36 protein-coding genes, 24 tRNA genes and 2 rRNA genes are annotated in these 24355 nt (G+C 43.2%); 57 read left to right on the top strand and 5 right to left on the bottom strand.

Annotated elements, in window-relative coordinates:
- From GGR02_RS12130 to yhbH, 31 genes are all read left to right on the top strand, one after another.
- Positions 1-200: ribosomal RNA gene (locus tag GGR02_RS12130) — 23S ribosomal RNA — on the top strand; the annotation flags it as partial.
- A 249-nt stretch (positions 201-449) separates the two neighbouring features.
- Positions 450-566: ribosomal RNA gene (gene rrf, locus GGR02_RS12125) — 5S ribosomal RNA — on the top strand.
- A gap of 10 nt (positions 567-576) precedes the next feature.
- Positions 577-652: transfer RNA gene (locus tag GGR02_RS12120), tRNA-Val, on the top strand.
- A 304-nt stretch (positions 653-956) separates the two neighbouring features.
- A tRNA-Thr gene (locus tag GGR02_RS12115) sits at positions 957-1032 on the top strand.
- A gap of 9 nt (positions 1033-1041) precedes the next feature.
- Positions 1042-1114, top strand: a tRNA-Lys gene (locus tag GGR02_RS12110).
- 7 nt (positions 1115-1121) lie between these two features.
- A tRNA-Leu gene (locus GGR02_RS12105) sits at positions 1122-1203 on the top strand.
- 4 nt (positions 1204-1207) lie between these two features.
- A tRNA-Gly gene (locus tag GGR02_RS12100) sits at positions 1208-1282 on the top strand.
- Positions 1283-1288: 6 nt separating this feature from the next.
- A tRNA-Leu gene (locus GGR02_RS12095) sits at positions 1289-1374 on the top strand.
- Between the two features lie 4 nt (positions 1375-1378).
- A tRNA-Arg gene (locus GGR02_RS12090) sits at positions 1379-1455 on the top strand.
- Positions 1456-1458: 3 nt separating this feature from the next.
- Positions 1459-1535: transfer RNA gene (locus GGR02_RS12085), tRNA-Pro, on the top strand.
- Positions 1536-1548: 13 nt separating this feature from the next.
- Positions 1549-1624: transfer RNA gene (locus GGR02_RS12080), tRNA-Ala, on the top strand.
- Between the two features lie 5 nt (positions 1625-1629).
- Positions 1630-1706 (top strand) — tRNA-Met (locus GGR02_RS12075).
- Positions 1707-1713: 7 nt separating this feature from the next.
- Positions 1714-1790, top strand: a tRNA-Ile gene (locus tag GGR02_RS12070).
- Between the two features lie 14 nt (positions 1791-1804).
- Positions 1805-1897, top strand: a tRNA-Ser gene (locus GGR02_RS12065).
- Between the two features lie 297 nt (positions 1898-2194).
- Positions 2195-2271, top strand: a tRNA-Met gene (locus GGR02_RS12060).
- Positions 2272-2274: 3 nt separating this feature from the next.
- Positions 2275-2350 (top strand) — tRNA-Asp (locus GGR02_RS12055).
- A gap of 170 nt (positions 2351-2520) precedes the next feature.
- A tRNA-Phe gene (locus tag GGR02_RS12050) sits at positions 2521-2596 on the top strand.
- A gap of 223 nt (positions 2597-2819) precedes the next feature.
- A tRNA-Thr gene (locus tag GGR02_RS12045) sits at positions 2820-2892 on the top strand.
- 14 nt (positions 2893-2906) lie between these two features.
- Positions 2907-2991, top strand: a tRNA-Tyr gene (locus GGR02_RS12040).
- Positions 2992-2994: 3 nt separating this feature from the next.
- Positions 2995-3065, top strand: a tRNA-Trp gene (locus tag GGR02_RS12035).
- 6 nt (positions 3066-3071) lie between these two features.
- A tRNA-His gene (locus GGR02_RS12030) sits at positions 3072-3147 on the top strand.
- Positions 3148-3168: 21 nt separating this feature from the next.
- A tRNA-Gln gene (locus GGR02_RS12025) sits at positions 3169-3243 on the top strand.
- Positions 3244-3246: 3 nt separating this feature from the next.
- Positions 3247-3318: transfer RNA gene (locus GGR02_RS12020), tRNA-Gly, on the top strand.
- Between the two features lie 5 nt (positions 3319-3323).
- Positions 3324-3397 (top strand) — tRNA-Cys (locus tag GGR02_RS12015).
- Positions 3398-3482: 85 nt separating this feature from the next.
- A tRNA-Leu gene (locus tag GGR02_RS12010) sits at positions 3483-3570 on the top strand.
- Between the two features lie 386 nt (positions 3571-3956).
- Positions 3957-4030, top strand: a tRNA-Gly gene (locus tag GGR02_RS12005).
- A 148-nt stretch (positions 4031-4178) separates the two neighbouring features.
- A complete protein-coding gene (gene queG / locus GGR02_RS12000) occupies positions 4179-5324 on the top strand; it encodes a tRNA epoxyqueuosine(34) reductase QueG (RefSeq protein WP_183185207.1) in 1146 nt (381 codons plus the stop codon).
- A 46-nt stretch (positions 5325-5370) separates the two neighbouring features.
- Positions 5371-6237, top strand: coding sequence for an amidase domain-containing protein (locus GGR02_RS11995; RefSeq protein WP_183185205.1), 867 nt, complete (start codon positions 5371-5373; stop codon positions 6235-6237).
- Between the two features lie 113 nt (positions 6238-6350).
- Positions 6351-6824: a tRNA (uridine(34)/cytosine(34)/5-carboxymethylaminomethyluridine(34)-2'-O)-methyltransferase TrmL gene (gene trmL, locus GGR02_RS11990; protein ID WP_183185203.1), complete on the top strand. Its 474-nt coding sequence runs from the start codon at positions 6351-6353 to the stop codon at positions 6822-6824.
- Between the two features lie 301 nt (positions 6825-7125).
- Entirely contained in the window at positions 7126-9021 is a 1896-nt protein-coding gene (locus tag GGR02_RS11985) for a PrkA family serine protein kinase (RefSeq protein ID WP_183185201.1), read from the top strand.
- 184 nt (positions 9022-9205) lie between these two features.
- On the top strand, positions 9206-10375 hold the full coding sequence (yhbH, locus tag GGR02_RS11980; RefSeq protein ID WP_183185199.1) for a sporulation protein YhbH: 1170 nt from the start codon (positions 9206-9208) through the stop codon (positions 10373-10375).
- Here yhbH and GGR02_RS11975 read toward each other — a convergent pair.
- Complete coding sequence (locus tag GGR02_RS11975; RefSeq protein ID WP_183185225.1) at positions 10372-11925, bottom strand: recombinase family protein; 1554 nt, start codon at positions 11923-11925, stop codon at positions 10372-10374. The two genes, yhbH and GGR02_RS11975, sit on opposite strands and share 4 nt — an antisense overlap.
- A 61-nt stretch (positions 11926-11986) precedes the next feature.
- Complete coding sequence (locus GGR02_RS11970; RefSeq protein WP_183185197.1) at positions 11987-12466, bottom strand: ImmA/IrrE family metallo-endopeptidase; 480 nt, start codon at positions 12464-12466, stop codon at positions 11987-11989.
- Positions 12467-12616: 150 nt separating this feature from the next.
- Here GGR02_RS11970 and GGR02_RS11965 point away from each other — a divergent pair, with 150 nt between their 5' ends.
- Together GGR02_RS11965 and GGR02_RS17620 are read left to right on the top strand one after the other, a co-directional pair.
- A complete protein-coding gene (locus GGR02_RS11965; protein ID WP_183185195.1) occupies positions 12617-13327 on the top strand; it encodes a hypothetical protein in 711 nt (236 codons plus the stop codon).
- Between the two features lie 141 nt (positions 13328-13468).
- On the top strand, positions 13469-13600 hold the full coding sequence (locus tag GGR02_RS17620) for a hypothetical protein (RefSeq protein ID WP_260175094.1): 132 nt from the start codon (positions 13469-13471) through the stop codon (positions 13598-13600).
- A gap of 19 nt (positions 13601-13619) precedes the next feature.
- Here the strand turns inward: GGR02_RS17620 and GGR02_RS11960 are convergent, their stop codons facing one another.
- Together GGR02_RS11960 and GGR02_RS11955 are read right to left on the bottom strand one after the other, a co-directional pair.
- Complete coding sequence (locus tag GGR02_RS11960; protein ID WP_183185193.1) at positions 13620-14246, bottom strand: HIRAN domain-containing protein; 627 nt, start codon at positions 14244-14246, stop codon at positions 13620-13622.
- A 9-nt stretch (positions 14247-14255) separates the two neighbouring features.
- Complete coding sequence (locus GGR02_RS11955) at positions 14256-14675, bottom strand: helix-turn-helix domain-containing protein (protein ID WP_183185191.1); 420 nt, start codon at positions 14673-14675, stop codon at positions 14256-14258.
- Between the two features lie 163 nt (positions 14676-14838).
- On the opposite strand from GGR02_RS11955, the gene GGR02_RS11950 reads away from it, so the two are divergent.
- Both GGR02_RS11950 and GGR02_RS11945 read left to right on the top strand, forming a co-directional pair.
- A complete protein-coding gene (locus GGR02_RS11950; protein ID WP_183185189.1) occupies positions 14839-15057 on the top strand; it encodes a helix-turn-helix domain-containing protein in 219 nt (72 codons plus the stop codon).
- A 66-nt stretch (positions 15058-15123) separates the two neighbouring features.
- The gene (locus GGR02_RS11945) at positions 15124-15402 is read left to right on the top strand and encodes a hypothetical protein (protein ID WP_183185188.1); all 279 of its coding nucleotides are present in this window, start codon (positions 15124-15126) and stop codon (positions 15400-15402) included.
- Between the two features lie 16 nt (positions 15403-15418).
- Here the strand turns inward: GGR02_RS11945 and GGR02_RS11940 are convergent, their stop codons facing one another.
- Positions 15419-15784 (bottom strand): hypothetical protein, encoded by a 366-nt coding sequence (locus tag GGR02_RS11940; RefSeq protein ID WP_183185227.1) that lies wholly within the window; start codon positions 15782-15784, stop codon positions 15419-15421.
- Positions 15785-15915: 131 nt separating this feature from the next.
- Between GGR02_RS11940 and GGR02_RS11935 the strand changes: the two genes are divergently transcribed.
- The 22 genes from GGR02_RS11935 to GGR02_RS11835 all read left to right on the top strand — a co-directional run bounded on the left by GGR02_RS11935 (position 15916) and on the right by GGR02_RS11835 (position 24320).
- Entirely contained in the window at positions 15916-16092 is a 177-nt protein-coding gene (locus GGR02_RS11935) for a hypothetical protein (RefSeq protein ID WP_165551154.1), read from the top strand.
- 54 nt (positions 16093-16146) lie between these two features.
- Positions 16147-16668 (top strand): helix-turn-helix domain-containing protein, encoded by a 522-nt coding sequence (locus GGR02_RS11930; RefSeq protein WP_183185186.1) that lies wholly within the window; start codon positions 16147-16149, stop codon positions 16666-16668.
- Between the two features lie 17 nt (positions 16669-16685).
- A complete protein-coding gene (locus GGR02_RS11925) occupies positions 16686-16865 on the top strand; it encodes a hypothetical protein (protein ID WP_183185184.1) in 180 nt (59 codons plus the stop codon).
- Between the two features lie 415 nt (positions 16866-17280).
- The gene (locus tag GGR02_RS11920) at positions 17281-17535 is read left to right on the top strand and encodes a hypothetical protein (protein WP_183185182.1); all 255 of its coding nucleotides are present in this window, start codon (positions 17281-17283) and stop codon (positions 17533-17535) included.
- 4 nt (positions 17536-17539) lie between these two features.
- Positions 17540-17887, top strand: a complete 348-nt coding sequence (locus GGR02_RS11915) for a zinc-finger domain-containing protein (protein ID WP_183185180.1) — start codon at positions 17540-17542, stop codon at positions 17885-17887.
- Positions 17888-18202: 315 nt separating this feature from the next.
- Positions 18203-19180 carry a DnaD domain protein gene (locus GGR02_RS11910; protein WP_183185178.1) on the top strand — a complete coding sequence of 326 codons (978 nt, stop codon included), beginning with the start codon at positions 18203-18205 and terminating at the stop codon, positions 19178-19180.
- 9 nt (positions 19181-19189) lie between these two features.
- Positions 19190-19390 carry a hypothetical protein gene (locus tag GGR02_RS11905; RefSeq protein WP_183185176.1) on the top strand — a complete coding sequence of 67 codons (201 nt, stop codon included), beginning with the start codon at positions 19190-19192 and terminating at the stop codon, positions 19388-19390.
- Positions 19387-19584 carry a Fur-regulated basic protein FbpA gene (locus GGR02_RS11900; protein ID WP_229706202.1) on the top strand — a complete coding sequence of 66 codons (198 nt, stop codon included), beginning with the start codon at positions 19387-19389 and terminating at the stop codon, positions 19582-19584. The genes GGR02_RS11905 and GGR02_RS11900 overlap by 4 nt, the downstream gene beginning before the upstream one ends.
- Positions 19532-19654 carry a hypothetical protein gene (locus GGR02_RS17615; protein ID WP_260175098.1) on the top strand — a complete coding sequence of 41 codons (123 nt, stop codon included), beginning with the start codon at positions 19532-19534 and terminating at the stop codon, positions 19652-19654. Before GGR02_RS11900 ends, GGR02_RS17615 begins: the two co-directional genes overlap by 53 nt.
- On the top strand, positions 19651-19815 hold the full coding sequence (locus GGR02_RS11895) for a hypothetical protein (RefSeq protein WP_183185172.1): 165 nt from the start codon (positions 19651-19653) through the stop codon (positions 19813-19815). Before GGR02_RS17615 ends, GGR02_RS11895 begins: the two co-directional genes overlap by 4 nt.
- On the top strand, positions 19815-20333 hold the full coding sequence (locus tag GGR02_RS11890; RefSeq protein WP_183185170.1) for a dUTP diphosphatase: 519 nt from the start codon (positions 19815-19817) through the stop codon (positions 20331-20333). Before GGR02_RS11895 ends, GGR02_RS11890 begins: the two co-directional genes overlap by 1 nt.
- Entirely contained in the window at positions 20321-20563 is a 243-nt protein-coding gene (locus tag GGR02_RS11885; protein WP_229706203.1) for a hypothetical protein, read from the top strand. The genes GGR02_RS11890 and GGR02_RS11885 overlap by 13 nt, the downstream gene beginning before the upstream one ends.
- Positions 20560-20700, top strand: coding sequence for a hypothetical protein (locus GGR02_RS11880; RefSeq protein ID WP_183185166.1), 141 nt, complete (start codon positions 20560-20562; stop codon positions 20698-20700). The genes GGR02_RS11885 and GGR02_RS11880 overlap by 4 nt, the downstream gene beginning before the upstream one ends.
- Positions 20701-20914: 214 nt before the next feature.
- Positions 20915-21121: an XtrA/YqaO family protein gene (locus GGR02_RS11875; RefSeq protein WP_268238451.1), complete on the top strand. Its 207-nt coding sequence runs from the start codon at positions 20915-20917 to the stop codon at positions 21119-21121.
- Positions 21122-21340 (top strand): FmdB family zinc ribbon protein, encoded by a 219-nt coding sequence (locus tag GGR02_RS11870; protein ID WP_183185164.1) that lies wholly within the window; start codon positions 21122-21124, stop codon positions 21338-21340.
- 66 nt (positions 21341-21406) lie between these two features.
- A complete protein-coding gene (locus tag GGR02_RS11865; RefSeq protein ID WP_183185162.1) occupies positions 21407-21553 on the top strand; it encodes a hypothetical protein in 147 nt (48 codons plus the stop codon).
- 31 nt (positions 21554-21584) lie between these two features.
- Positions 21585-21995 carry a hypothetical protein gene (locus tag GGR02_RS11860; RefSeq protein ID WP_183185160.1) on the top strand — a complete coding sequence of 137 codons (411 nt, stop codon included), beginning with the start codon at positions 21585-21587 and terminating at the stop codon, positions 21993-21995.
- A complete protein-coding gene (locus GGR02_RS11855) occupies positions 21980-22243 on the top strand; it encodes a hypothetical protein (protein WP_183185158.1) in 264 nt (87 codons plus the stop codon). The genes GGR02_RS11860 and GGR02_RS11855 overlap by 16 nt, the downstream gene beginning before the upstream one ends.
- Before the next feature lie 15 nt (positions 22244-22258).
- Positions 22259-22987 carry a Rha family transcriptional regulator gene (locus tag GGR02_RS11850; protein WP_183185156.1) on the top strand — a complete coding sequence of 243 codons (729 nt, stop codon included), beginning with the start codon at positions 22259-22261 and terminating at the stop codon, positions 22985-22987.
- A 132-nt stretch (positions 22988-23119) separates the two neighbouring features.
- The gene (locus GGR02_RS11845) at positions 23120-23314 is read left to right on the top strand and encodes a hypothetical protein (RefSeq protein ID WP_183185154.1); all 195 of its coding nucleotides are present in this window, start codon (positions 23120-23122) and stop codon (positions 23312-23314) included.
- Between the two features lie 23 nt (positions 23315-23337).
- Entirely contained in the window at positions 23338-23781 is a 444-nt protein-coding gene (locus tag GGR02_RS11840) for an ArpU family phage packaging/lysis transcriptional regulator (protein ID WP_183185153.1), read from the top strand.
- A complete protein-coding gene (locus GGR02_RS11835) occupies positions 23778-24320 on the top strand; it encodes a site-specific integrase (protein WP_085789220.1) in 543 nt (180 codons plus the stop codon). Before GGR02_RS11840 ends, GGR02_RS11835 begins: the two co-directional genes overlap by 4 nt.
- The last annotated feature ends 35 nt before the right edge of the window (positions 24321-24355 follow it).

Below are 24355 nucleotides of genomic sequence, written 5' to 3'. Positions count from 1 at the left end.
CTGCCAAGGGCACCGCTGGGTAGCTATGTGCGGAAGGGATAAGCGCTGAAAGCATCTAAGCGTGAAGCCCCCCTCAAGATGAGATTTCCCATCGCATTAGCGAGTAAGATCCCTCGAAGATGACGAGGTTGATAGGTCCGAGGTGGAAGCGTGGCGACACGTGCAGCTGACGGATACTAATCGATCGAGGACTTAACCATAGAAAAGCGGAGAACGGTCCTTGGCGTAGCCAAGGAAACATCCGACGGAAGCGCAAGCTTTCGACGAAGACGTGCTTGCACGTCGATGGAGAAAGCGGACGCGGAGGAGGATGTTAGTTCGGAGCTAGACAATACGAAAAGCGTAGGCGACTCCTTTTCTTCTCACCCTGTTATCTAGTTTTGAAGGAACAAAAAAACCTTGACACATATAAGAGATTTATTATAATAATAACTGTCTGTACAAAATCGCCTAGTGACGATAGCGGAGAGGACACACCCGTTCCCATCCCGAACACGGAAGTTAAGCTCTCCAGCGCCGATGGTAGTTGGGGCTAACGCCCCTGCAAGAGTAGGACGTTGCTAGGCAGTACATATCGGAGGATTAGCTCAGCTGGGAGAGCACTTGCCTTACAAGCAAGGGGTCGGCGGTTCGATCCCGTCATCCTCCACCATTATTGTTCGTCGGCTTAGCTCAATTGGTAGAGACGAGCAATGCTTCAGTGAATATGCTGCGAGTTGCCTCGACGCATCTAACTTCCTCGAGTAAGCTGGTAGAGGAAGAGGCACAAAAGGATAATAAGTATAGGGTATTAACTACGTTACGCCGGCTTAGCTCAATTGGTAGAGCACGTCTGAATAAGCTTCTTTGAGATTACTACAGCGTACCGCTCGAGTTGCTGCTTGATTAAACATACTGAGAGCGGGACGACGATAATATCGAAAGGTTTGCAAGAGTGTTGTTTTGAAATTTTGTTCGCCGGCTTAGCTCAATTGGTAGAGCAACTGACTTGTAATCAGTAGGTTGCGGGTTCAAGTCCTGCAGCCGGCACCACGATTGAATGAGCCATTAGCTCAGCAGGTAGAGCATCTGACTTTTAATCAGAGGGTCGGAGGTTCGAGTCCTCCATGGCTCACTTGTTTGCGGGTGTGGCGGAATTGGCAGACGCACCAGACTTAGGATCTGGCGCCTAACGGCGTGGGGGTTCAAGTCCCTCCACCCGCATGACGCGGAAGTAGTTCAGTGGTAGAACACCACCTTGCCAAGGTGGGGGTCGCGGGTTCGAGTCCCGTCTTCCGCTCCATGCGTCGCCGGGGTGGCGGAATTGGCAGACGCACAGGACTTAAAATCCTGCGGTAGGTGACTACCGTGCCGGTTCGAGTCCGGCCCTCGGCATCTTGCGCTCGTAGCTCAATTGGATAGAGCATCTGACTACGGATCAGAAGGTTAGGGGTTCGAATCCTCTCGAGCGCGCCATTTCGGGAAGTAGCTCAGCTTGGTAGAGCACATGGTTTGGGACCATGGGGTCGCAGGTTCGAATCCTGTCTTCCCGACCAGTTAGTGGATAATGGGGCCTTAGCTCAGCTGGGAGAGCGCCTGCTTTGCACGCAGGAGGTCATCGGTTCGATCCCGATAGGCTCCACCATATTTGGCGGTGTAGCTCAGCTGGCTAGAGCGTACGGTTCATACCCGTGAGGTCGGGGGTTCGATCCCCTCCACCGCCACCATCGATTCGGACCTTTAGCTCAGCTGGTTAGAGCAGACGGCTCATAACCGTCCGGTCGTAGGTTCGAGTCCTACAAGGTCCACCATTTTGTGAATACACGGAGGAGTACCCAAGTCTGGCTGAAGGGGTCGGTCTTGAAAACCGAGAGGCGTCGAGAGGCGCGCGGGGGTTCGAATCCCTCCTCCTCCGCCATTAATTATTATCATTACAGAGTGGAGCACGATCGAATAAGCTTCCGTGAAAAATCTACAGCGTACCGCTCGAGCCACAGCTTGAATAGGCATGCTGAGAGCGGGACGGCCAAAAGAGCATGGAGCATAGAAACCAATTATTTTCTTATTTATCATCGCGGGGTGGAGCAACGAGCAACACATCTGTGAATTTGCTACGAGTTGCCTCGACGCATCAAACATCCTCGAAATGGCTAGTAGAGGAAGAGGCAGCAAAGAAACATAGAGCATAGTAAAAATTTTGTTTATCTTTTATCATCGCGGGGTGGAGCAGCCTGGTAGCTCGTCGGGCTCATAACCCGAAGGTCGCAGGTTCAAATCCTGCCCCCGCAACCAAATGGTCCCGTAGTGTAGTGGTTAACATGCCTGCCTGTCACGCAGGAGATCGCGGGTTCGAGTCCCGTCGGGACCGCCATTATATATTTAGATTTTTGTAATGGAACGGTAGCCATGAGCAAAACATTGGTGAATCCGCTACGAGTTGCCTCAATGCATGCACCATCCCCGAATTAACTACCAGAGGAAGAGGCACAGTCGGGAAGCAGTACAACGAAGAAAATGAGTAAATAGTGAATATTATATAATGGCTCGGTAGCTCAGTCGGTAGAGCAAAGGACTGAAAATCCTTGTGTCGGCGGTTCGATTCCGTCCCGAGCCACCATTTTTTATGTAAAAAACGATGAATGCTTTACAAGCTAAGTGAGAATGCAACCTTTGTGTAGAACAGTTAGTTGTATAGTGCCGACTTAGTTCAATTGGTAGAGACGAGCGATACATCAATGAATTAACGGCGAGTTGCCTCGACGCATTTAGCGCCTTTGAATTAGCTAGCAGAGGAAGAGGCACAAAATGTAGCTATGTATAGAGCGGTTGGTTGTAATAATGCCGACTTAGCTCAATTGGTAGAGCAACTGAATCGTAATCAGTAGGTTGCGGGTTCAAGTCCTGCAGTCGGCATCATTTATATAAATGGAGGGGTAGCGAAGTGGCCAAACGCGGCGGACTGTAAATCCGCTCCCTGTGGGTTCGGCGGTTCGAATCCGTCCCCCTCCACCATTTAGGGGCATAGTTTAATGGTAGAACAGAGGTCTCCAAAACCTCCGGTGTGGGTTCGATTCCTACTGCCCCTGTTTATGGCGGCTATGGCGAAGTGGTTAACGCACCAGATTGTGGCTCTGGCATTCGTGGGTTCGATTCCCACTAGTCGCCCCATTAGCTGCATAGTACATTCATTGGGGTATAGCCAAGCGGTAAGGCAACGGACTTTGACTCCGTGATGCGTTGGTTCGAATCCAGCTACCCCAGCCATATGCGGAAGTAGTTCAGTGGTAGAACACCACCTTGCCAAGGTGGGGGTCGCGGGTTCGAGTCCCGTCTTCCGCTCTCTCGGCGGCATAGCCAAGTGGTAAGGCAGAGGTCTGCAAAACCTTTACCCCCGGTTCGAATCCGGGTGCCGCCTCCATTATGTTGCAGGTCTTTATATCAAAAATATTGACTTTTAAGATGAATATTGATATAATAATTTATGTCGTTAGTTAATATTACTTGCCGATGTGGCGGAACTGGCAGACGCGCACGACTCAAAATCGTGTGGGGTAGCCCCCCGTGTGGGTTCGACTCCCACCATCGGCACCATTTTGTAACAGGGAATACCTGTTTTTTATTTTAATTTTTTCTCGACAAAATTTGACCTTTTTTGCAAATATGCGGGTGTAGTTTAGTGGTAAAACCTCAGCCACGAGCGATACATCGTCGAATAAGCGACGAGTTGCCTCGACGCATGCAACATCTTTGAATCAGCTAGTAGAGGAAGAGGCATGGAAAATGCGTCGCAGAAATAGAAGTAATAGCAGTGTGCTATATGCGGGTGTAGTTTAGTGGTAAAACCTCAGCCACGAGCGATGCATCGTCGAATAAGCGACGAGTTGCCTCGACGCATGCAACATCTTTGAATCAGCTAGTAGAGGAAGAGGCATGGAAAATTGCGTCACAGCAATAAAAATAATAGCAGTGTGCTATATGCGGGTGTAGTTTAGTGGTAAAACCTCAGCCTTCCAAGCTGATGTCGTGGGTTCGATTCCCATCACCCGCTCCATATACATAGGGGACAACGCAGTGTTTCGTTTCTTCGGGAGAACGGGGCATTGCGTTTTTTGTTTTTCCTGAAGATTCAAATGATTTACATTTTTTACTCCTTGTTTTTTTGCTCATCGTCGCCTATTTTAACGAAAGGAGGTGCAGCGATGGATATCAATCAACTCAAGAAAGAAATTATTGCATATAGCCAAGAGATAGGCATTGATAAAATTGGATTTGCCAGCGCTGATCCATTTGTGGAACTAAAAGAACGTCTCCTTCAGCAACAACAACTAGGCTATCAATCAGGATTTGAAGAACCAGATATAGAAAAGCGTACAAACCCGTCGATGCTTTTGCCGCATGCAAAGTCGATTATTGCAATTGCACTTGCTTATCCATCAAAAATGAAAGGTGCACCACGAAGCACAAAGGAAGCGCGCAGGGGAATTTTTTGCCGCGCTTCATGGGGGGAAGATTATCATCATATTTTACGACAACGGTTGAAAATGCTAGAGGATTTTATTTTAACAAAAGTACCAACCGCGCAAGTAAAATCAATGGTGGATACAGGCGAATTAGCAGATCGGGCGGTGGCTGTGCGTGCAGGAATCGGCTGGAGCGGAAAAAATTGTGCTGTCATTACACCGGAGTTTGGCTCGTACGTTTATTTAGGAGAAATGATTACAACGATTCCATTTCCTCCAGATGTACCAATCGAAGACCGATGTGGTACATGTACAAAATGTATTGAAGCATGTCCGACTGGTGCTCTCGTTCAAGGAGGACAACTTAATGCGCAAAGGTGCATTGCATTTTTGACGCAAACGAAAGGGTTTTTGTCTGAAGAGTTTCGTGATAAAATCGGAAATCGACTATACGGTTGCGACACATGCCAAATGGTATGCCCAGCAAATAAGGGAAAAGATTTTCATCTCCATCCCGAAATGGAGCCGGATCCTGAAATCGTTAAGCCACTATTAAAACCGTTGCTCCACCTATCTAATCGCGAGTTTAAGGAAAAGTATGGTTCGCTCGCAGGTTCGTGGCGTGGGAAAAAGCCGATTCAACGTAACGCTATTTTGGCATTAGCGCATTTTAAAGACCGGACAGCTATCCCGGATTTAGTGCACCTGCTTAAAGAAGATAGTCGACCAGTTATTCGCGGAACGGCTGCGTGGGCGCTTGGGAAAATTGGTGATGATAGTGTTGCCAAAATATTAGAACAAGCGTTACAGCATGAAAAAGACGAGGACGTATTGCGAGAAATCGAAAAAGGATTACGAATGTTGCATGCACAAAGGAAAAAATGAAGACCCCGCCATATAATGTAATAAAAAAAGAAACGTGGTGGGCATTGTGAAAAAACAGCTCGAGGCGCTTTTAGAAAAACGGGCACAGCTTTTTGTGTCAACTGAAAGAGCTCAAGAAGATTCAATCGTTGAGAAAAAGCAACAATTGTTGAAAAAGCGTGAAGCGGAAATCGTAAAATGTGAACTGAAAGGGCAAGTAGTTCGTAAGCAACAAATGGGTGAGTGGCTCCATGTGGACTATATCGTGCATTATCAATTTTTAATTGAACAGCATGGATGGATGTATATAGAGGAGAAAGTGGAACCGCGACGAGCACGTTTTACCCGAGGACGTTTAGTGGAAGAAAAACAAATGGAAGCGGTTGACGCATCGCAAGCGCCTATTCGCTTAGAGCGAGAAGGGAAAAAAGAGGCGGTCATTTATTACACGTACGACCGGATAAAGGCTGTAAAATATGCGGAAACATGGTGGAACAGCTATCACCCAGCGTTTCCTAAATTTGCGGTGGATTGCACTAATTTTGTGTCGCAATGTTTATATGCAGGCGGCATCCCGATGACGGGATATCCTAACCGCCAAAAAGGGTGGTGGATGAAAAACAAAAATTGGAGCTATAGTTGGGCGGTTGCTCACGCTTTCCGGTGGTATTTAAGCGGTGAGCACCCTGGGATAAAAACAATAGAAGTATCTACTCCGGACCAACTAATGGTAGGGGATGTCATTTGCTATGATTTTGAAGGAGACGGTCGATTTAATCATTCCACGATTGTTGTGGCAAAAGATAAGCAAGGGATGCCGCTTGTAAATGCCCATACAACCAATAGCCGCATGCGTTATTGGTCGTATGAAGATTCAAGCGCCTATACGCCAAATATTCAATATAAATTTTTTCATATTGTTGATAAACCATAGTATAATAAAGCGGAGAACGATGACAATTTGACAGATGTACGTATCGAAAGGAGGGAATGAAACTTGCGTAAGGTGTAGGCAAGAGATTCCTTGCGTAAGTTTCGTGAATAAAGGTGGCTTTGCATGTAGTATTGTATCAACCAGAAATTCCAGCGAATACAGGAAATATTGCGCGGACTTGTGCGGCGACGGGCACAGCATTGCATTTAATTCGCCCGCTTGGCTTTTCAACGGATGATAAAATGTTGAAACGAGCTGGTCTCGATTATTGGCAGTATGTCAATATTTTTTACTATGATTCGCTTCAAGAGCTTTTTGACAAATATAAGGACGGAGAATTTTACTTTATTACGAAGTTTGGCCAAAAATATTACGATTCGTTCGATTACAGCGACCCGGAAAAAGATTATTTTTTTGTATTCGGCCGTGAAACGAGTGGGCTTCCGAAAGAACTGATTGAAAATAATATGGATTATTGTTTACGAATTCCGATGAACGATAACGTGCGTTCCCTTAATTTATCCAATACAGCAGCTATTTTAGTATATGAGGCGCTAAGACAACAAGGATTTAAGGGAGTATTTTAATAAAAAACGACCTTCAATTTGGAGGTCGTTTTTTATTGATTAATTTTTTACACCAGGCTTGTCATTGTAGCCTGCAGTAAAAATAGCGGATAAAAAGGCAACAATCACGCCGATTACAAGCAATGTTCTCATGCCACTTTTCCTCCTTTATCGATGGTCGTCCTTTTTTTATTATAGCCGATGCGGCAAACAATGTTTAGAGGGAAAGGCAAATTTTTATTTCGTGGCGAATGATTACGGACATCCTTGCATACATTGTAATAATCTTTCAGCTAGACATCAAGGATGGGGAGGTTCTTGAATGGATATTTTAAAGAAAATTGCGAAATACCGGGAGGAAGAGCAACGGTTAAAGTGGGAAGGAACCTTCGCTGAGTATTTAGAGATTTTAAAAGAAAAGCCGTGGGTTGCCCAGTCCGCTCATTCGCGTGTCTATAATATGATTAAAGACGCTGGGGTAGAAGAAGTTGACGGAAAAAAGAGATACAACTTCTTTAGCGGACAGTTGTTTGGACTAGAGGAAGCGTTAGAGCGGTTAGTAGAAGAGTATTTCCATCCAGCAGCGAAACGTCTAGATGTCCGAAAGCGGATTTTGTTGTTGATGGGGCCGGTCGGCGGTGGAAAATCGACGCTTGTGACGATGTTAAAACGAGGACTAGAAGCGTATTCATTGACAGATCGCGGTGCGGTATATGCGATTAAAGGATGTCCGATGCACGAAGATCCATTGCATCTTGTCCCACATCATTTGCGCGATGAGTTTTATCGTGAATACGGTATTCGCATTGAAGGGGAACTTTCCCCGTTGAATATGATGCGGCTAGAAAAGGAGTACGGTGGTCGAATTGAAGATGTGATGGTCGAACGCATTTTCTTTTCGGAAAATAAACGGGTAGGCATTGGAACTTTTAGCCCATCGGATCCAAAATCACAGGACATTGCAGATTTGACAGGAAGCATCGATTTTTCGACGATTGCTCAATATGGGTCAGAATCCGATCCACGGGCATATCGCTTTGACGGGGAGCTAAATAAAGCAAACCGCGGGATTATGGAATTTCAAGAAATGTTAAAGTGCGACGAGAAATTTTTATGGCACTTGCTTTCTTTAACACAAGAAGGAAATTTTAAAGCAGGCAGATTTGCACTTATTAGTGCCGATGAATTAATTGTCGCGCATACGAATGAAACAGAGTATCGTTCATTTATTGCGAATAAAAAGAATGAAGCGCTTCATTCGCGAATTATCGTCATGCCGATACCATATAACTTAAAAGTGTCAGAAGAAGAGCGCATTTATGAAAAAATGATTCGCGAAAGCGACGTAGCAGATGTCCATATTGCCCCACATACGCTTCGGGTAGCGGCAATGTTTACGATTTTGACACGCCTCAAGGAGCCGAAACGCTCCGATATTGATTTAGTGAAAAAGATGCGCCTTTACGATGGGGAAGCGGTAGAAGGGTTTAGCGAAGTCGATGTGGAGGAGTTGAAAAAAGAGTATCCGGATGAAGGGATGAGCGGCATTGATCCACGGTATGTCATTAACCGCATTTCTTCTTGTATCATTCGAAAAGAAGTTCCTTCGATTAATGCGCTTGATGTGCTCCGCTCGCTAAAAGAAGGACTTGATCAACATCCATCGATTTCGAATGAAGATCGAGAGCGGTATTTAAACTTCATTTCGTTAGCGCGGAAAGAATATGATGAGATTGCGAAAAAAGAAGTGCAAAAAGCGTTCGTTTATTCGTATGAAGAATCAGCGAAAACGTTAATGGATAACTACTTAGATAACGTAGAGGCGTATTGCAATAAAACGAAGTTACGCGATCCGTTGACAGGGGAAGAAATGAACCCAGATGAAAAACTGATGCGTTCGATTGAAGAGCAAATCGGCATTTCAGAAAACGCGAAAAAGGCGTTTCGCGAAGAAATTTTAATTCGCATTTCGGCATATGCACGAAAAGGACAGCGGTTTGATTATAATTCCCATGAACGGTTGCGGGAAGCGATCCAGAAGAAATTGTTTGCGGATTTAAAGGACATTGTCAAAATTACGACGTCGACGAAAACGCCAGATGAGCAGCAATTAAAAAGAATTAACGAAGTCGTCGCTCGTCTCATTGACGAATACGGATACAATTCTACATCGGCGAACGAACTGCTTCGCTACGTCGGAAGTTTATTAAATCGTTAAGCATGCCAATAAGGCGTGCTTCTTCTCATTTTTAGGCTTGTCCGGTGGTCGAATTTTCCTAATTATTTGTCAATTATTTAAGTTTTTTGCATAGGATAGAGTAAACAACCGTTATTATTGTATGTCGTAGACGCCAACATCAGTATATGATGAAACTCAAAAAAAGTGATAAGGAGGGGAAACGATGAGCGGAAATTTTGTTGTGTCAAAAGAAGACTGGTCCCTCCATCGGAAAGGACATGATGATCAAAAACGGCATCAAGAAAAAGTGAAAGAAGCGATTAAAAATAATTTAGCAGATTTAATCACAGAAGAAAGCATCATTATGTCTAATGGTCGCGATGTCATTAAAATTCCGATTCGTTCTTTAGATGAATATAAAATTCGATATAACTATGATAAAAATAAGCACGTCGGCCAAGGAGATGGGGACAGTCAAGTAGGCGATGTTGTTGCCCGCGATGGTTCTGGGGATGGACAGAAAGGGCCTGGAACAGGGCAAGGAGCCGGCGATCAAGCAGGACACGATTATTACGAGGCAGAAGTGTCGTTACTGGAGTTGCAAGAAGCGCTGTTCAGCCAACTCGAGTTGCCGGATTTGAAGCGAAAAGAAATGGATCAAAACGTCGTTCAACATATTCAGTTTAACGATATTCGCCGCACAGGGTTAATGGGTAACATCGATAAAAAGCGAACGATGATGACAGCGTTTAAGCGGAATGCGATGAATGGAAACCCGAGTTTTTATCCGATTTATCCAGAAGATTTGAAGTTTAAAACATGGAATGAGGTCATCAAACCGGATTCGAAAGCAGTCGTTCTGGCGATGATGGATACGAGCGGCTCGATGGGATTGTGGGAAAAATATATGGCAAGAAGCTTTTTCTTCTGGATGACACGCTTTTTGCGGACGAAATATCAAACGGTCGATATTGTATTTATTGCGCATCATACGGAAGCAAAAGTCGTGACAGAAGAGGAGTTTTTCACGAAAGGGGAAAGCGGCGGCACGATTTGCTCTTCGGCTTACCGAAAAGCGTTGGAATTAATTGAAACGCAATATTCTCCGTCCCGTTATAATATTTATCCATTTCATTTTTCAGACGGCGATAACCTTACATCAGATAACGCGCGCTGTGTCAAACTTGTCGGTGAGTTGATGAAAGTATCCAATATGTTCGGATACGGGGAAGTGAATCAGTACAACCGTACACCCTATACACTTATGCGGGCGTATCAAAATATTAAAGACGAACGCTTTAATTACTACATTTTAAAGCAAAAGAGCGATGTACTCAATGCTTTGAAACATTTCTTCTCAGCAGAAAAAAAGGAGGCGGTTGCCTCACGCTAGATTTTAGGATAAATTTGTATTATGAATTGATCTTTTTTCGTCCACTCAGGTTTACGCAAGTATGTCGCTTTCTCAAGAACCGACTTGAGAAGGCGATTTTTCTTTTCTACGTCATCTGTCCGATGATATGCCTCTAAAACTTTTTTTACTGTCGGGATATACTCGTTAATGTTCTTTTCCTTGAGTTGTTCTTTTTCAATTTCCTGTTTCAGCTGCTCGATCTCCTCTTGTGTTTGTTTCATGCGTGCTACGATGTTTTGTTGTCGTTCGAGGAACACTTCAATTGTATATATTCCGCGTTCTAAGAAGTCATGGAGATTGTTCTTTTGCACGTTCAACTCTCTTAACTCTTTTTCTTTTTTCTCAAGAGCTTTTTGCCTGAGGGGGATAACAGATTGTTTTTCCCTTTTCTCGAGCATTTGCTCCTGCACTTCAAACTGGTCAACGAATTCAGCGAGTGATTGCAATATGCGTTCTTCTACAAGAGGGAGCAAAGCGCCTTTCTGTACTCCTTTACATTTAGGGTTTGCACAACGAATGAGCGCATTAGGTCTATCTTTACGCGGCTGATACCACATTGTATAGCCACAAACCTCGCATTTAAGCAATCCAGCGAGAGGGTTAGCTAATACCTTGCTTTCGACCGTAGATGGTCGCCAACGGGCTGTATGGGCTTTATTCGCTGCTTCCCACAATTCTTTTGATACGAGCGGCTCATGAGCATTTTCTTTCACATGCCAGCGCTCTGGTGGCATTTTTTTACGCTTATACTTCCCGTTTTGTTTGACGTACTTCACCTTGCCCCAGATGATATGCCCCATGTATACCTCATTTTTCACGATTGCGGTAATGCTTGAAGGCGACCAAAATGAACGCTTCCCATCGGGCGGTTTTACACCAAGCTTGTCCAACTCTGCAGCAATCGCTTGCCGTCCATGACCATCTCTCATCATCTCGAATATTTTCACGACTACCCATGCCGTTTCTGGATCAGGATACAGCTTGAGATTATCATCGCGAAGATAGCCGTATGGTGGCTTCTTTGAAATAGATTTCCCTTCAGCAGCGGAAGCACGGCGACCACGTTGCATGCGTTTCGTGATTGTTTTGAGTTCCTCGCGTGCGACAAGAGATTTAATTCCAAACACCAATTCCCATGTTTCTGATTCAGGATCATACACCTCTGTTGGTGTAATAATTTTTGTACCAGAATAGCGAAACGTCCGGTCTAAAATGCCTTGGTCAAGCATATCCCCGCGACCAAGACGGTCAATGTCCATGACCAGCACGGCATCGGCAACGCCCGATTCGACTTCTCGGAGCAACTTTTGAATTTCCGGTCGCTCAGCAATCGACTCCCCAGAAACAACTTCTTCGAAAATGTCGATGATGTTATGTCCTTCTTTTCGCACCACGGCAAGTAGCGTATCACGATGGCGTTGTAGTGTGTCATATGATGCGCCTGATTCGGCTGCCTTTTTCTCTTCCTCGATGTCTTTACGGCTTTTTCTGAGGTAAATAAAGACATCGAGATTCGTTGGTCTGTACATAAAAATCACCTCTACACTATTGTAAAACCAACCGTACACATATACAAATACCTAATGTAGGTTATTGATAAACGAATATGCGATTTTGAATTTGTGTTAAACGTTCTTCGCATAACTTTGGTGTCACCTTAAACAGGTGAGTCATCTGCTCGATTATGTATCGCTCATTCCAATCGATGAAATCAAGCATATGATATGGAATGGCTGCGTATTTCGTGAAAAGCTTCGCATCACGTTCTTGCAGTTCTCGGAACGCCTCTGGCATCATACTTTGTACGCCGACATGACGGAGAATATGGCAAAGCTCATGAAAGAAAGCTTCGCGCTTCTCTTCTTCTGACAATCGGGAATCGACGACAATGCAGCGGAACCGCCCGAAAACTTGATGTGTAGACGGAAACGGCTTCTCACGCAAGAAAATATTCATTCGTCGTGCTATGTACTCAATATCAATGTGTGAAGGATGGAAGATGCCGAGTCTTTTATAAAAATTCGTTACCCAGTCCTCGAGTGCGGTTGTGTAGTAATTACATAATTGCATAAAATCCCCTCCCTAGAGGAGATTATACGAACAAATGTTTGTTTCGGCAAGAAAAATCCTAAAGTGGATACAAGTTCTATAAATGTTTTAAGAGGGATAATTTTTTGATAAAATTTGATTGAATGTATCAGTTCTATGGAGGGGAGAATTGTGGACAGTTTCTTAGGTACTTTAATATTTATATTACCTGGTTTAATGTTGTATTTTTGGTTACAATACTTTGGAGTAAATCCGGTTGTAAAACATAATCCGGCAGAATTTACTGCTGTGTCTGCTCTTCTTTGGTTTCCAGTATCATTAACCGCGCTTATTACTTTTAATGTGTGTGTAAAATTTTCTTTTTTATTTAGTGATTTAAAACCAATTTGGAATATTACAGATCTAAAGAAGGCGTCAGGTGATTTTTTATTTCTTGCTTTCTTCCTCGGAAGTAGTTTGATAATAAGCTTTTTGTTTGGAGTAATATGGGCTAAATGGTTTCATCATTCAGTGTTTATGCGCTTAATTAACAGTGTACGGAAATGGCGTGGAATAGCCCCTTTATCTAAATCCCCATCCGTTTGGGATGAGGTGTTTCTAAATAATGATGCCCAAGTAATAGAGATCGGAAAAATAGATAAAGATGAGCCTAATTTTAGATTTATAGGTGAAATAAAAAAAGTGTCCCGGACATTTGAACCGGAACGAAACATCCTTTTGAATGATATTGAATACTTTACAGGTTTAGTTCAAAAAAATAATATTCCAGTTTTGAATATTTTTGTAGATACCAAAACAGGAATGTATGTAAAAATATTTGATCCTCAAAAAATTGAAGAAGCACAATTAAATGAGCGAGAAGATGAAGTCATTTCTTCTTAGTACCATTATCTTTTTGTATTCTTGCAGTATTTTTGTCTACAGAATCTTGGATTTTTCTTGGATCCAGGTTAGCTCCAGCAGGGTTATTAGGTTTATTCATGTGACAGCCATCCTTTCTATTTCTTCTTTGGAGGAATATTTGTGATTTTTGCTGATGGTTTATCAGCTGATTTATGTAGCCAACTACTTGTATTTTTCGTGGCTTTTTCAGATTGGTTTGATAATGTTTTCTTTTCCAATATTGTGTCAACTCCTTTCCAAAGCTCTGACTAAGATTCAGAGCTTACTTATTCTAAAAAATAGCTATTATGATTAAGGCAATTATGCCGATGATAAAAACCAGACAGCCACACCCTAAGCAGCTAAACTTTGTTTTTTCTTTTGGTTTTTTTGTGCCTTTGGTATTTTGTTGTTTAGGTATGGAGTCTTTAACTACGTGTATTTGCGTATCTTGATTTGCATTTGTAACATCCATTGCTGGTTCTTTATTATTGATTGGATAGGCAAAAGTGTTTGGCTTAATCTTAATCTCGTTAATGAATGTGTTGTCCTCTTCTTCTGGATGCGAATCTAAAATAAGTTTGATATTACAGCCATAAGATTTGTCATCGTATCCTCCAGTAACAGCTGTCACAAAACATGAAACGCGCATCCCTTTATCCATCTGAGGAGCTAGTCTAGATGCTAAGTCTTTATTTATATACCCTAGTTGTTCCCCGTATTCATTCCATACTGAAATAGCGTTTGGGTCATGCTCGTTATCAGGTTCTCTTTCCAAAAATAATTCTTCTCCCTCGTAGCATTCAGCGATTAGTTCTTGACGGGATGTACCATCTTCGTTCTTTCGTGTAACGCCTACAATTTTTGTGTTAATGATTCTTTCTATTGTTATCCCCTCCTGCAAAATAAAAAAAGACACCTCGTCTATTTATTCTTCGGTGTCTTTTCTTGATGACTTATTTTTTTGTGCTGCTTTATGCGCTACCCATTCGAAATGTTGAATAATTTCTCTGATTTCGTCTTCGGTTAGATGTTTCCACTTCTCAATATCAAAGAACCCCATTTGCTCGATGCCATATTCTTTAATGAGCTGATTAATTCTCGCCAGCGTGCCTAATTCCTCGTTGTCGTCTGGTGGATTCGGATCATCCGTGCGACCGAGTAGGTAGTCTGCTGATACACCGTAGTAATCAGCGAACTTGTTGATAATATCTGGATCTGGATTGCTTGTCCCTGATTCGTAGCGATGAATTTGATACTTTGTAAGCCCGAAAATCTCTCCAGCTCTCTCTTGGGTCAGGTTGTGCCTTTCGCGCAACTTCTTCAAACGGTTTCCCAGTACACTCATAGGCATAGTGACTCCCTTACATTTCTAAAAATTATCATATCATAATTGCTAAAAATGCAAAATATAATTGCGAAAAACGAAAAAAAGTATTTGACATTGCGTAAATCGCAACTTATACTAAAGTCAAAGGTTGCGAAAAACGCAACAGAAAGAAGGTGAAATGTTGTTTAAATTGAACCTTGAAAAGGTCAAGGAACTACGAAAAGAAAAAGGTCTTTCACAAGAAGAAGTTGCAAAAATGCTAGGTCTAAAGACTGTGTACCCTTATCATCGTAAAGAAAGTGGCAGGCAATCATTCACAGCAGAAGAGCTGATGATGTTGTCTAATATTTATAACGTCCCCTGCGAAAAATTTTTTTACTCTTCTTGTTGCAAAAAATGAAATTTTATAATTGAGGCATCTTTCCTTGACCACTCAACCCCATGACATGAAAGGAGGTGTGACCGAATGACGAACGAGCAATGCTTGGATGAAAAGCAAATTCTTCAAACCATCGAACAGTATGTTGAACAAGAATCTGACAAATGGGTTCAAAGTGTTCTAAGCAATGCAAAAGCGGTAAGTAATTTGACTGCTGCGCTTTGGGAGCGTGGCAAAGTAAAAAAAGACGGGACAGAAGTTGAACGTATGCTACATCGCTTAATTTATGAACGTGGTGCAGCTAAGATCAAAAACGTGATTAGGGAAGTTGAGAACCGCACGTTGGAGAAAGTGCTGTCCCCATAAGGAGACAGCGCACATGTTAATTCAGTTGTTGAATTTGATCCCTTAACATACGTTCAACAATCTCATGCTGTTTTTTGTAGTTTTCAAATTCTGAGTAAAGCCAAGATGTATTTCGGTCTCGTGTTTCAATCACTTCTTTTAACTCAAAGTAGACTCTATCAAAGAAACTGAGCAACGAAGTAATTTCATAATGAGTAAGTTCTTCATTCAATGTCAAAAACAATTTGAGTTTCTCGCTAAGGGTATAAACCTCCGATAAGTAAACACTGACGATCGGTGAAAGAGTTTCAGGATTACTTATCGTTTTTCGATACAGGGCGTTTGTTTTTTGAAAGAGCTCCATGCAGTTGTTAAAAAGTTCGCCAATTTTGTATTTATCCATTTTTGTTTCACCTCCTTCCTGCCGTAGTCATTCGACAAGAAGGAGGAAATTCCTACAAGATTTGAGGTGAAGAAATGTCAACAATTCATCCCGATGACCCGCATACACATGAACAAAGGGGGAATGCGGGCATGAAGGAATTCAAATACGGGAACACCACTGTTATTATTCACTCCCCGTTAGTACTTATGAGTGCTGACGAACGAAAAGAATGGTTTCAGAAAGAATGGGAAAAAGGCAATCCAGTCTTGAAGCAGATTGCAAAAGCGGTGATGGATTGCTATGTTCCAAAAGAGCCAAGCTCTTAAGCATAACATAACATGAATGTTTAGCAATGGATGGTAGAAGGGGGAGAATAGAAAATGAAACGTGGTAGAGCGGCCGATGCGGTGAAAGCAGCGCGGCAGGCGACAGGGATGACGCAACAACAACTTTCGTTTGAAATCTATGAATCTCGCGAAGCAGTTTCCCAGCAAGAAAATGGGCGGTATCGAGTGCAGCCGAACATATCGAAATATTTCGCCGAGAAGCATAACAATCCGTGGGTGGCACTGGAAGCGGCTGCGGAGTATACCGGCTGGGGACCGGTGAAACTCGATGGGGAGGTTGTCGATCTTCACCGAGCAAGTGTGGCGATGAAAACGAAAGAGGAGCTAACCGAAGCGCTGCAAGCGATCGAAAATGTATGTGTAGCGAACCATCCTCGCGCGATTAGGGAGTATGACAAACAACACTTGGAAGAAGCGATTTTGCAAGCAATTGATGCCATCGTTGCGTTGACGCAATACGTCGCAGTTATATGTGTCGATTACGGATTTTCGTGGCTCAAAATGTGGCAAAAACACCGTACGAAATTGCAGACGAAAGGATTTATTCGAAAATGACAAAGGGGGAGAAAACAATGTTTCAACTACCGAATTTAGCGGAAATGACGGATGTCGAAGCGATTCATTTCTATACAAGTGAGTTTTTGCGTCTTTCACGTGAGGGGCAACTCAATAGTGAATATGGCAAAGCGTTGCTGGAGTGGAAAAAACAAATGAATGCACGTTTGGAACAATCCCGGAAGGAGTGGTGGTAATGTGTTTTGTAATTTCCGTAAGCCGAGTAATGACAGCGCGTGAGGTAAGGGAATTATGTGCTGAGTTGCGTAATGACCCAGCGTTGCTACTAGCGTTAGAACTTATAGTCAAACAAGAGTGGTGCAAAAGAAAAATGGCCAGTGCGCCAACACTAGCCATCGCTCAATAGTTATTCAAATTCCACTCGAGCACATTGTAGCATAAATCGAAAAGTCCGGCAAGCGCATGCTTGCCGATTGGAGTACAAGCGAGGGTTTCTCCCCCGACCCGAATATGCTTGTACTTCAATCGGTGCGTATGCACACTAGACCGAGCAAGAGCGGGCGACGATCCGAAAAAGGGGAGCCGCGCCACAATACATGAATGGTCATTGCGAAGACGTCTAGCCATTCATTTCGGAGGAGGTAAAGTGACATGCAAGATACGCTCTTTTTGCAAGAAGCGGATTTCGTGCAGAAGGCATCGCGGTGCATCGAGTACATACAAGAATCACTTCAAAACCGCGACTATGAAACGGCGAAAATTGAAATGTCGGAGTTGCGTTTTTTATTAGACGAATTGCAAGCAATTGAACAAAAGAAAAAACGTCGCGCGCAGCTGTTCGAAGTCATCGCAGACATGCGTAAGCGAGGCATTCAAATTGATTTTGTATCGCGGGTGTTGGGGTGATTGCATGAATCGGAAAGAAAAACAGCGGATTCGGCTACAAATTATTAACATCCTCAACACACATTGTTCCAATTGCGGAGAACGGAACGACAGCAGTACTAGTTTATGCCTCACAGTTTGTCCAATAGGAGAGAAAATGCAGCGGTTGTCGTCGATGTTAGAGCGAGATGCTTTTCCAGTTCGCGAAACGAGGAAAGGGAAATGGACGGCCGAAGAAGAGTTTTATCTCTGGAATCATCGCGATGTGCTGACCGTTGAAAAATTAGCCGCAAGACTGAACCGTGAACAAGAAGCGGTAGTCGCAAAGCTGCAGCAACTCGCGAAAAAAGGCGGTATTTCACACGTTGGGTAGAAAGGAGGTCAGGAAGCTCCCATTATACGTTATGCTTCCGACGCGGAGAATATGCTATTTGAAGTAGAATTCGCAACAAAGAAAAACGACCATTTCGAAACGATTCATACGGCACTCGATGGGAAAAGGTGATATACATGTTTTTATTTCATTTACATCCCACCACGTTCAGACAAAACTAGGAAAAGGTGATCGAGTGCTACCAAATCGCGTCAAAAATAGCCGTTTCAATCCTCATCAAAGCTTTATACTGGATGCTTCCAGGTTCATTATGCCAGAACATTATACGGAAAGCAAGGGAGGAAGGGGATATACATGGCAAATCTTCTTTTGAATGAGGAGCCGTTAGTGATTTTACCGTCGTTAGCGGCAACAATCGGCTTAAATGAAAGCATCGTGTTGCAGCAGTTGCACTATTGGCTTGAGCGCAGCAATCACATTCACGAAGGGCATAAGTGGGTATACAACACATACGAAGAATGGCAAGAGCAATTCCCATTCTGGTCGGAAAGCACGATTCGTCGCATTATTACAAAACTTGAAAAGCAAGGGCTTATCATCGCCGGCAATTTCAATCGCTCCAAGATCGACAAAACGAAGTGGTATCGGATCGATTATGACAAATTGGCTGAACTTGAAAACCCAGTTTATAAAGTGAATGCGACTGTTCAAAATGACATCTCGACTGCTCAAAATGAACAGACGACTGACGAAATCGACAGTCCATCTGGTCAAAATGAACAGTCCATCTGTTCAAATTGGACAGACGAGGCGCTCAATTTGAACAGACCAATACCAGAGAATACTACAGAGATTACTACAGAGAAAAAAGAAGAAGTAGAAGAAGACGCGCGCGTGCGCGAAGAGAATCCGTTCACCTTTTTTGAAGAAAACGGCTTTGGCGCGATCGGAAGCTACATAAGCGAAAAAATCTCAACATGGATCGACGACACATCCGAAGCGCTAGTTTTAGAAGCGATGAAAATCGCAGTAGAAAATGGCGTCAAGACGTGGAAATACGTTGAAAGCATTTTACGAGACTGGTTTGAAAAGGGCTACCAAACCGTTGAACAAGTGCATGCAGCGCAAAAAGCGTTTAAGGAGCAGCAAGCAAAGAAACGAAATGGTGCTAGTACGAATGGGAAAAAAGCCGTTCGAACGGAAGTAGTTCCAGACTGGCTCAACACCGACTATTCGCAATATGAACAAAAAGTTGAAACGGATCAAGAACCGCTCGAACGCAAACGGCGTGAGTTAGAAGAGCGACTGAAAAAATATCGCAATGATGACTAGGTGAGCACTATGCCGTACCCGATTTGGATTCGCTTAGAGTATCGAAACGACGTTGGGCGAATCGTTGGTTTCACCGGAAGCATTCAATCCGAAACAGCGTTACGTGACGTATTAGAGCGATACGAGATTACTAGAGAACGCCTTGTGTCGCTTGAAATCAACGGCAAACCATATTCGCTGTCAAAACTTGATCGCTTTTTTCGGAGGTGAAGCAGTTGCTTTTACTCAAACATGTATTGATTCAGCGTCTACGGCGAAAGGGCGTTTTCGTTGCAACAGATGGGCGGTCACTCTCAAAACTGACGATAGAAGAAATTCAACGGGAATACGAGCGAACGGAGGGGGAATGTAATGAACTGGTCAAAAGCAACGATGAAGCAATTACTCATCATCCTTCACTTTGAAGATTGCCCTGCCTGCTACAAGCAAATGGCGCTGAACGAAATCCAAAAACGATTGGTGGAATTACGATGAGTCATAAATCATTAAACGGTCCAGTTGTTGTTAGTTATCTGACGCCAGAAGAGCTTGAAGCGTATCGTAGCCGTCCGCGCAAGAAATATTACGACGAAGACAACCGTCGAATAATCGACTGGCGTTGGCCGCAAAACAGAAAGAAAAGGGGAGCGAAATAATGGATTTATCCAAGCTTTTTGAGATGCAGCGGGAACTGGATGAGCGGATTGTTCGTGAAAAAGGCTTAGAAGGACAAAACCTTTTGCCAAACAAGATTTTAGCTTTGCAAGTTGAATTAGCTGAGCTCGCAAACGAGTGGCAAGGATTTAAGCATTGGAAAACAAATCGGCAACCGAAAGAGGGGATGTTGGAAGAATACGTGGACTGCTTGCATTTCGTTCTGTCAATTGGACTGGAACTAAAAGAAGATGTAACGAAATATAACTACTATGCTTGGGATCCATATAGGAACATAGTTACTCTAATGTTGGAGATCATCCATGAGATTAACATGGTTTTGAGGGAATATGACCCGCACGAACAAAGTTTGGTATACGTAATGATGTTTTGTGAGTTTATTGCACTTGGTGAAGCACTCGGATTCACTTGGGATGAAGTTGAGGCAGCGTATATGCGTAAAAACGCAGTCAACCATCACCGACAAATATGGATGCAACGCATTGGATGGAAGAACTAAACAAGAATCAAATACTTCGCAACGTGCAAAAATTGCTCGAAACACAAACCGAAAAGGGAATTGAAAAATACGGAACAACCGTCAACCCAGGCGAATACACATTTGTTGGATGGCTGGAACACTTGCAGCAGGAAATGATCGATGCAATCGTATATTGTGAGGTGCTGAAATTCAAATACGCGCACTTGGTTGCGCTTGAGAAGCTAAATTCGGACGTGAATGTTGAATGAAGCGTCGTAAGCGAAAAGCCAAATGGTATTTGTTATATCGCAAGGAAAACCGCGATGCAGTTTATGTGTACGAGCCGTTGCGCAAGTATGAGCTGCAAAGTCGACTTCGACGCGGATGGAAAGTGATAAAAACGTGAGGTGAATCATGCTAAAAGCATTGAAGCAAACACTATTCAGCACGCTATTGGTTATGGGAACAATTTTAGCTGCCACATGGTTTGAACTAGACGTAAACAGAGTGCTATTGACAATGATTTTAGTTTATTTACTGAGCCAGCGTTAAAAACAAAACAAAAAAGCCGGGATCTCTCCCGACAGTCCACCTCAATTATACCACATGGAGGGGTTCCGGTGAAAAGATCGCAAGAATTGCAGATTGATATAGATAACATGATGGTTTCGCATCCCGTCGTGCCAGGGAAAGTGCTTGTGATTGTCGTTGACGGTGTGCAGGGGAAAGCAAAAGTAGCGGAAGCGGTTGAGCATGGATATACAATCATCGAAACAGCTAAGGGAAAAACCGCGCGGATAAAATTCGAGGAAAGTGAGTTGTTTTAAGTGAAAATAGCGGTTCATGTGTATGAATGCAAGAGTTGTGAGGTGGTGTTTGCAGTTTCACAAGACTTTGAAGAGCAGCACTTGATACAATGTCCTGTTTGCAAAGCGGACAGAAGCATGAAGGAAATATCATCGGGTGAATTGCGTGTGCAACGAAAAGAACAACATTTTGTTGTTCCAAGAGGGCAAACTGATATTTATGAGTTTTTGGAGCAATGAGGGATTGTGTTTCATAGTTGAATGATGACGCGCAGCGGATATATAACGCGAAGGGGATAGCAGGATATGAATAAACAAGAAAAGGCTCGAGTGATCGAGGAGTTTTTACAGCGTTTAAATATGATGGCAGGTACGGGGAATGGCATCGGAAAGGCGACGGTAAAGAAAATTCGTGAGTTCGCTGAAAAGGAAGGGTTTCTCCCTAAGCAGTAGTCAAACATTGCGCTGAAAAGGCGGTGAGCGCGTGAGACAGCTTTCAATTTTCGATTTTCTTGAGAGTTGTGGTCATGAACAACGAGAAGGTTTCTTCTCAACGCATGGAGCTATGTACGCAAAAGTCAACAGGGATAAAGTGAAGGGTATCCCTGTTGAACTTGGAGACGGTGTCCTCTATCCTGGAGATTTTATAAAGCAATTAGGTGAAAAAGAACGGACATCTTTTGCGATGAAAGAAGGCTATTTTCTCCGATATTGTGGGATGTTTGAAAAAGCACTGCTTTTTAGCGTCAACGATTTTGTGAGCGACTATTATTACGCGTTTTATTATATCGACCGAAACATGTTGCTAATTTGCTCTAATGCTGGCGCTAGAGATGTGCGAATTGAGAGGCTCGTGAAAGAAACAGGAGGAGACCTAAAATGGAGCATGATTTGAAAGTACTAAGACAGTATTACGACAATGTGCTAATCAACGAATATTACTCAACACTTGAAATTGATCCAGACATCGCAAACAAAATTGTCGGCGGTCTGATTTTATACATGAACATCGCTGAAAAACAACAAGCAAAGATTGAGAAATACGAGAATGCACTAAAAAAAGTGATTCAAGCCGTTTGGGACGCAAAGCGATTCACACAAGAATTCAACGATATGGTTGGTTTCGATTTCTTTGAAGATTGAGTGAGGTGAAGAAGAATGAACCAATTAGTTTTCATTGATAATGGTCGCGCTGTTACGGATAGCTTAACGGTAGCGGATTGTTTCGGAAAGCGACATGCGGACGTTTTACGAGATATCGAAGTGCAACTCGACAAACTTAATCAAGCTGGTGAAAGAGAATGGGGGTTGAGCAACTTTGCACAGACCCATTACCAACATCCTCAAAACAAGCAGTTTTATCGTAAATACTTACTAACAGAAGATGCTTTCGCTTTGGTGGCTATGAGCTATGTGACTCCAGAAGCTATGAAGATGAAGGTGAAATTCATTCAAGAATTTAAACGAATGAAAGAACAGTTGCTTGTACTACATGCACCGTCATATATGATTGAGGACCCAATTAAACGAGCGGAACGATGGATTGAAGAGCAACGAGAGAAACAGGCTCTCGAACAGAAACTTGCGTTAGCACAACCGAAAATCGAGCAACATGATCGGTTTCTTAGCGGCGAAAATTATCAGAAGGTTGGAGAGGTTGCGAAAATTCTTGGATACGGCCGCAATAACTTTTTCAAGAAATTGCGGCAAATGGGCTTGCTGATGAACGACAATACACCTTATCAAAAATACATCGATCGCGGCTACTTTGTCGTCAAAGAAAAGCCGATTCAAATGGGCGATCAAGTCATCAACAAGCCGCAAACATATATCACGGCAAAAGGAATTGCATACATCGATAAGCTTTTACATCATCAGCCAGCTTGATATAATGGAATTAAAACCAAATATGTCCAAGACCGAGAGCGTGAGGACACTGATTGTGCAGAGTAGCATGGCTATCTCTGTATGATTGGTGTCCTCTTTTGTTTTATTAGAAAAATGAAAGGGAGAGGTACAATGCGAACAATCCAGCAAGAATTAAAAAAATGGATGAAAGTCAATAAAGTTCAGCAACGTCAAAACAAACGGAAGAAAGAGCGTAAAAAGAAACGAGGCAAAGAGCGGCTGACGGAGCGAGAGATTAAAGAATTAATGGGAGTCGGTCGCCCAGTGTATAGACGCGGCAAGGGTGGCGCATTTCGCCAGAGATAATCACTATTTCGGAGGTTGAGAAGATGGACTTTATGCTACCTGAAATCGACAGAAAAGCGACGAAAAAAGCGGTTGAAGCGGCTCTTGAAAAATATCGCATTTTCTTGCTGACATTGAAACTAGACCAGCTGCCAAAGGTGACTCAACATTACTCGCTCGTTCCTGCCAAGACAAATAAACTCCACTCCTCAACCGAAGAAATAGCCATTCGAAACGCAGATTACGAGCGGGAGCGAGCGGAGTACATTCAGCGTATAGTCGAAGCGGTCAACCGTCTAGATTACTGGGAGCGAGCAATCATTATTCAGCGATACATGACTGGAGAAGAAGTGTTCGATTATGCGGTTTACAACGAGCTAGGAATGAGCCATCGGCATTACTATCGGCTCAAGTCCAGGGCGTTTTATAAGTTAGCATTCGCTCTTGAAATCGAAGTGTATCGGAAAAGAAGGAGGGACGAGCAATGAATTTTGTTCAACCGATTCGGGATCCAGAAAAGATCGCGGCGATGAAAAGGTATTTGCTACAAAGAAGCAAGCGTAATTACATTTTGTTCGTTCTTGGAATTAACACAGGCTTGCGAATATCGGACATATTGCAGTTAAAGAAGGAAGATTTGCTACAGACGCATTTGAAGCTGCGAGAAAAGAAAACAAGAAAGGAAAAACGAATCCGCATTCCGCCAGCCATCAGAAAAGAACTCATCGAGTATGCCAAGACGCTCAAAGACGGTGAATATGCTTTTCGAAGCCGACAAGGCGGTAACCGTCCTATTGACCGTTCAACAGCGTATCGTATTTTGCGCGAGGCTGCTGAATACGTATCGCTGGATGAGGTGGGCACGCATACGCTGAGAAAGACATTTGGATACCATTTTTACCAACAAACGAAAGACGTTGCCATGCTTCAAGAATTGTTTAACCATTCGAGTCCACATATTACCCTAAAGTATATCGGTGTCAACCAAGACGCAATGGATAAAGCAATGATGAAATACAAGATATGATTTTTCTTTTTTTGGCTATCAGCACAACATAAAAA

Origin of the sequence: Anoxybacteroides voinovskiense (assembly GCF_014196205.1) — a bacterium.
Taxonomy (GTDB): domain Bacteria; phylum Bacillota; class Bacilli; order Bacillales; family Anoxybacillaceae; genus Anoxybacteroides; species Anoxybacteroides voinovskiense.
The sequence above is the reverse complement of the archived record's forward strand: the minus strand, read 5'-3'. Positions and strand labels throughout refer to the sequence as shown.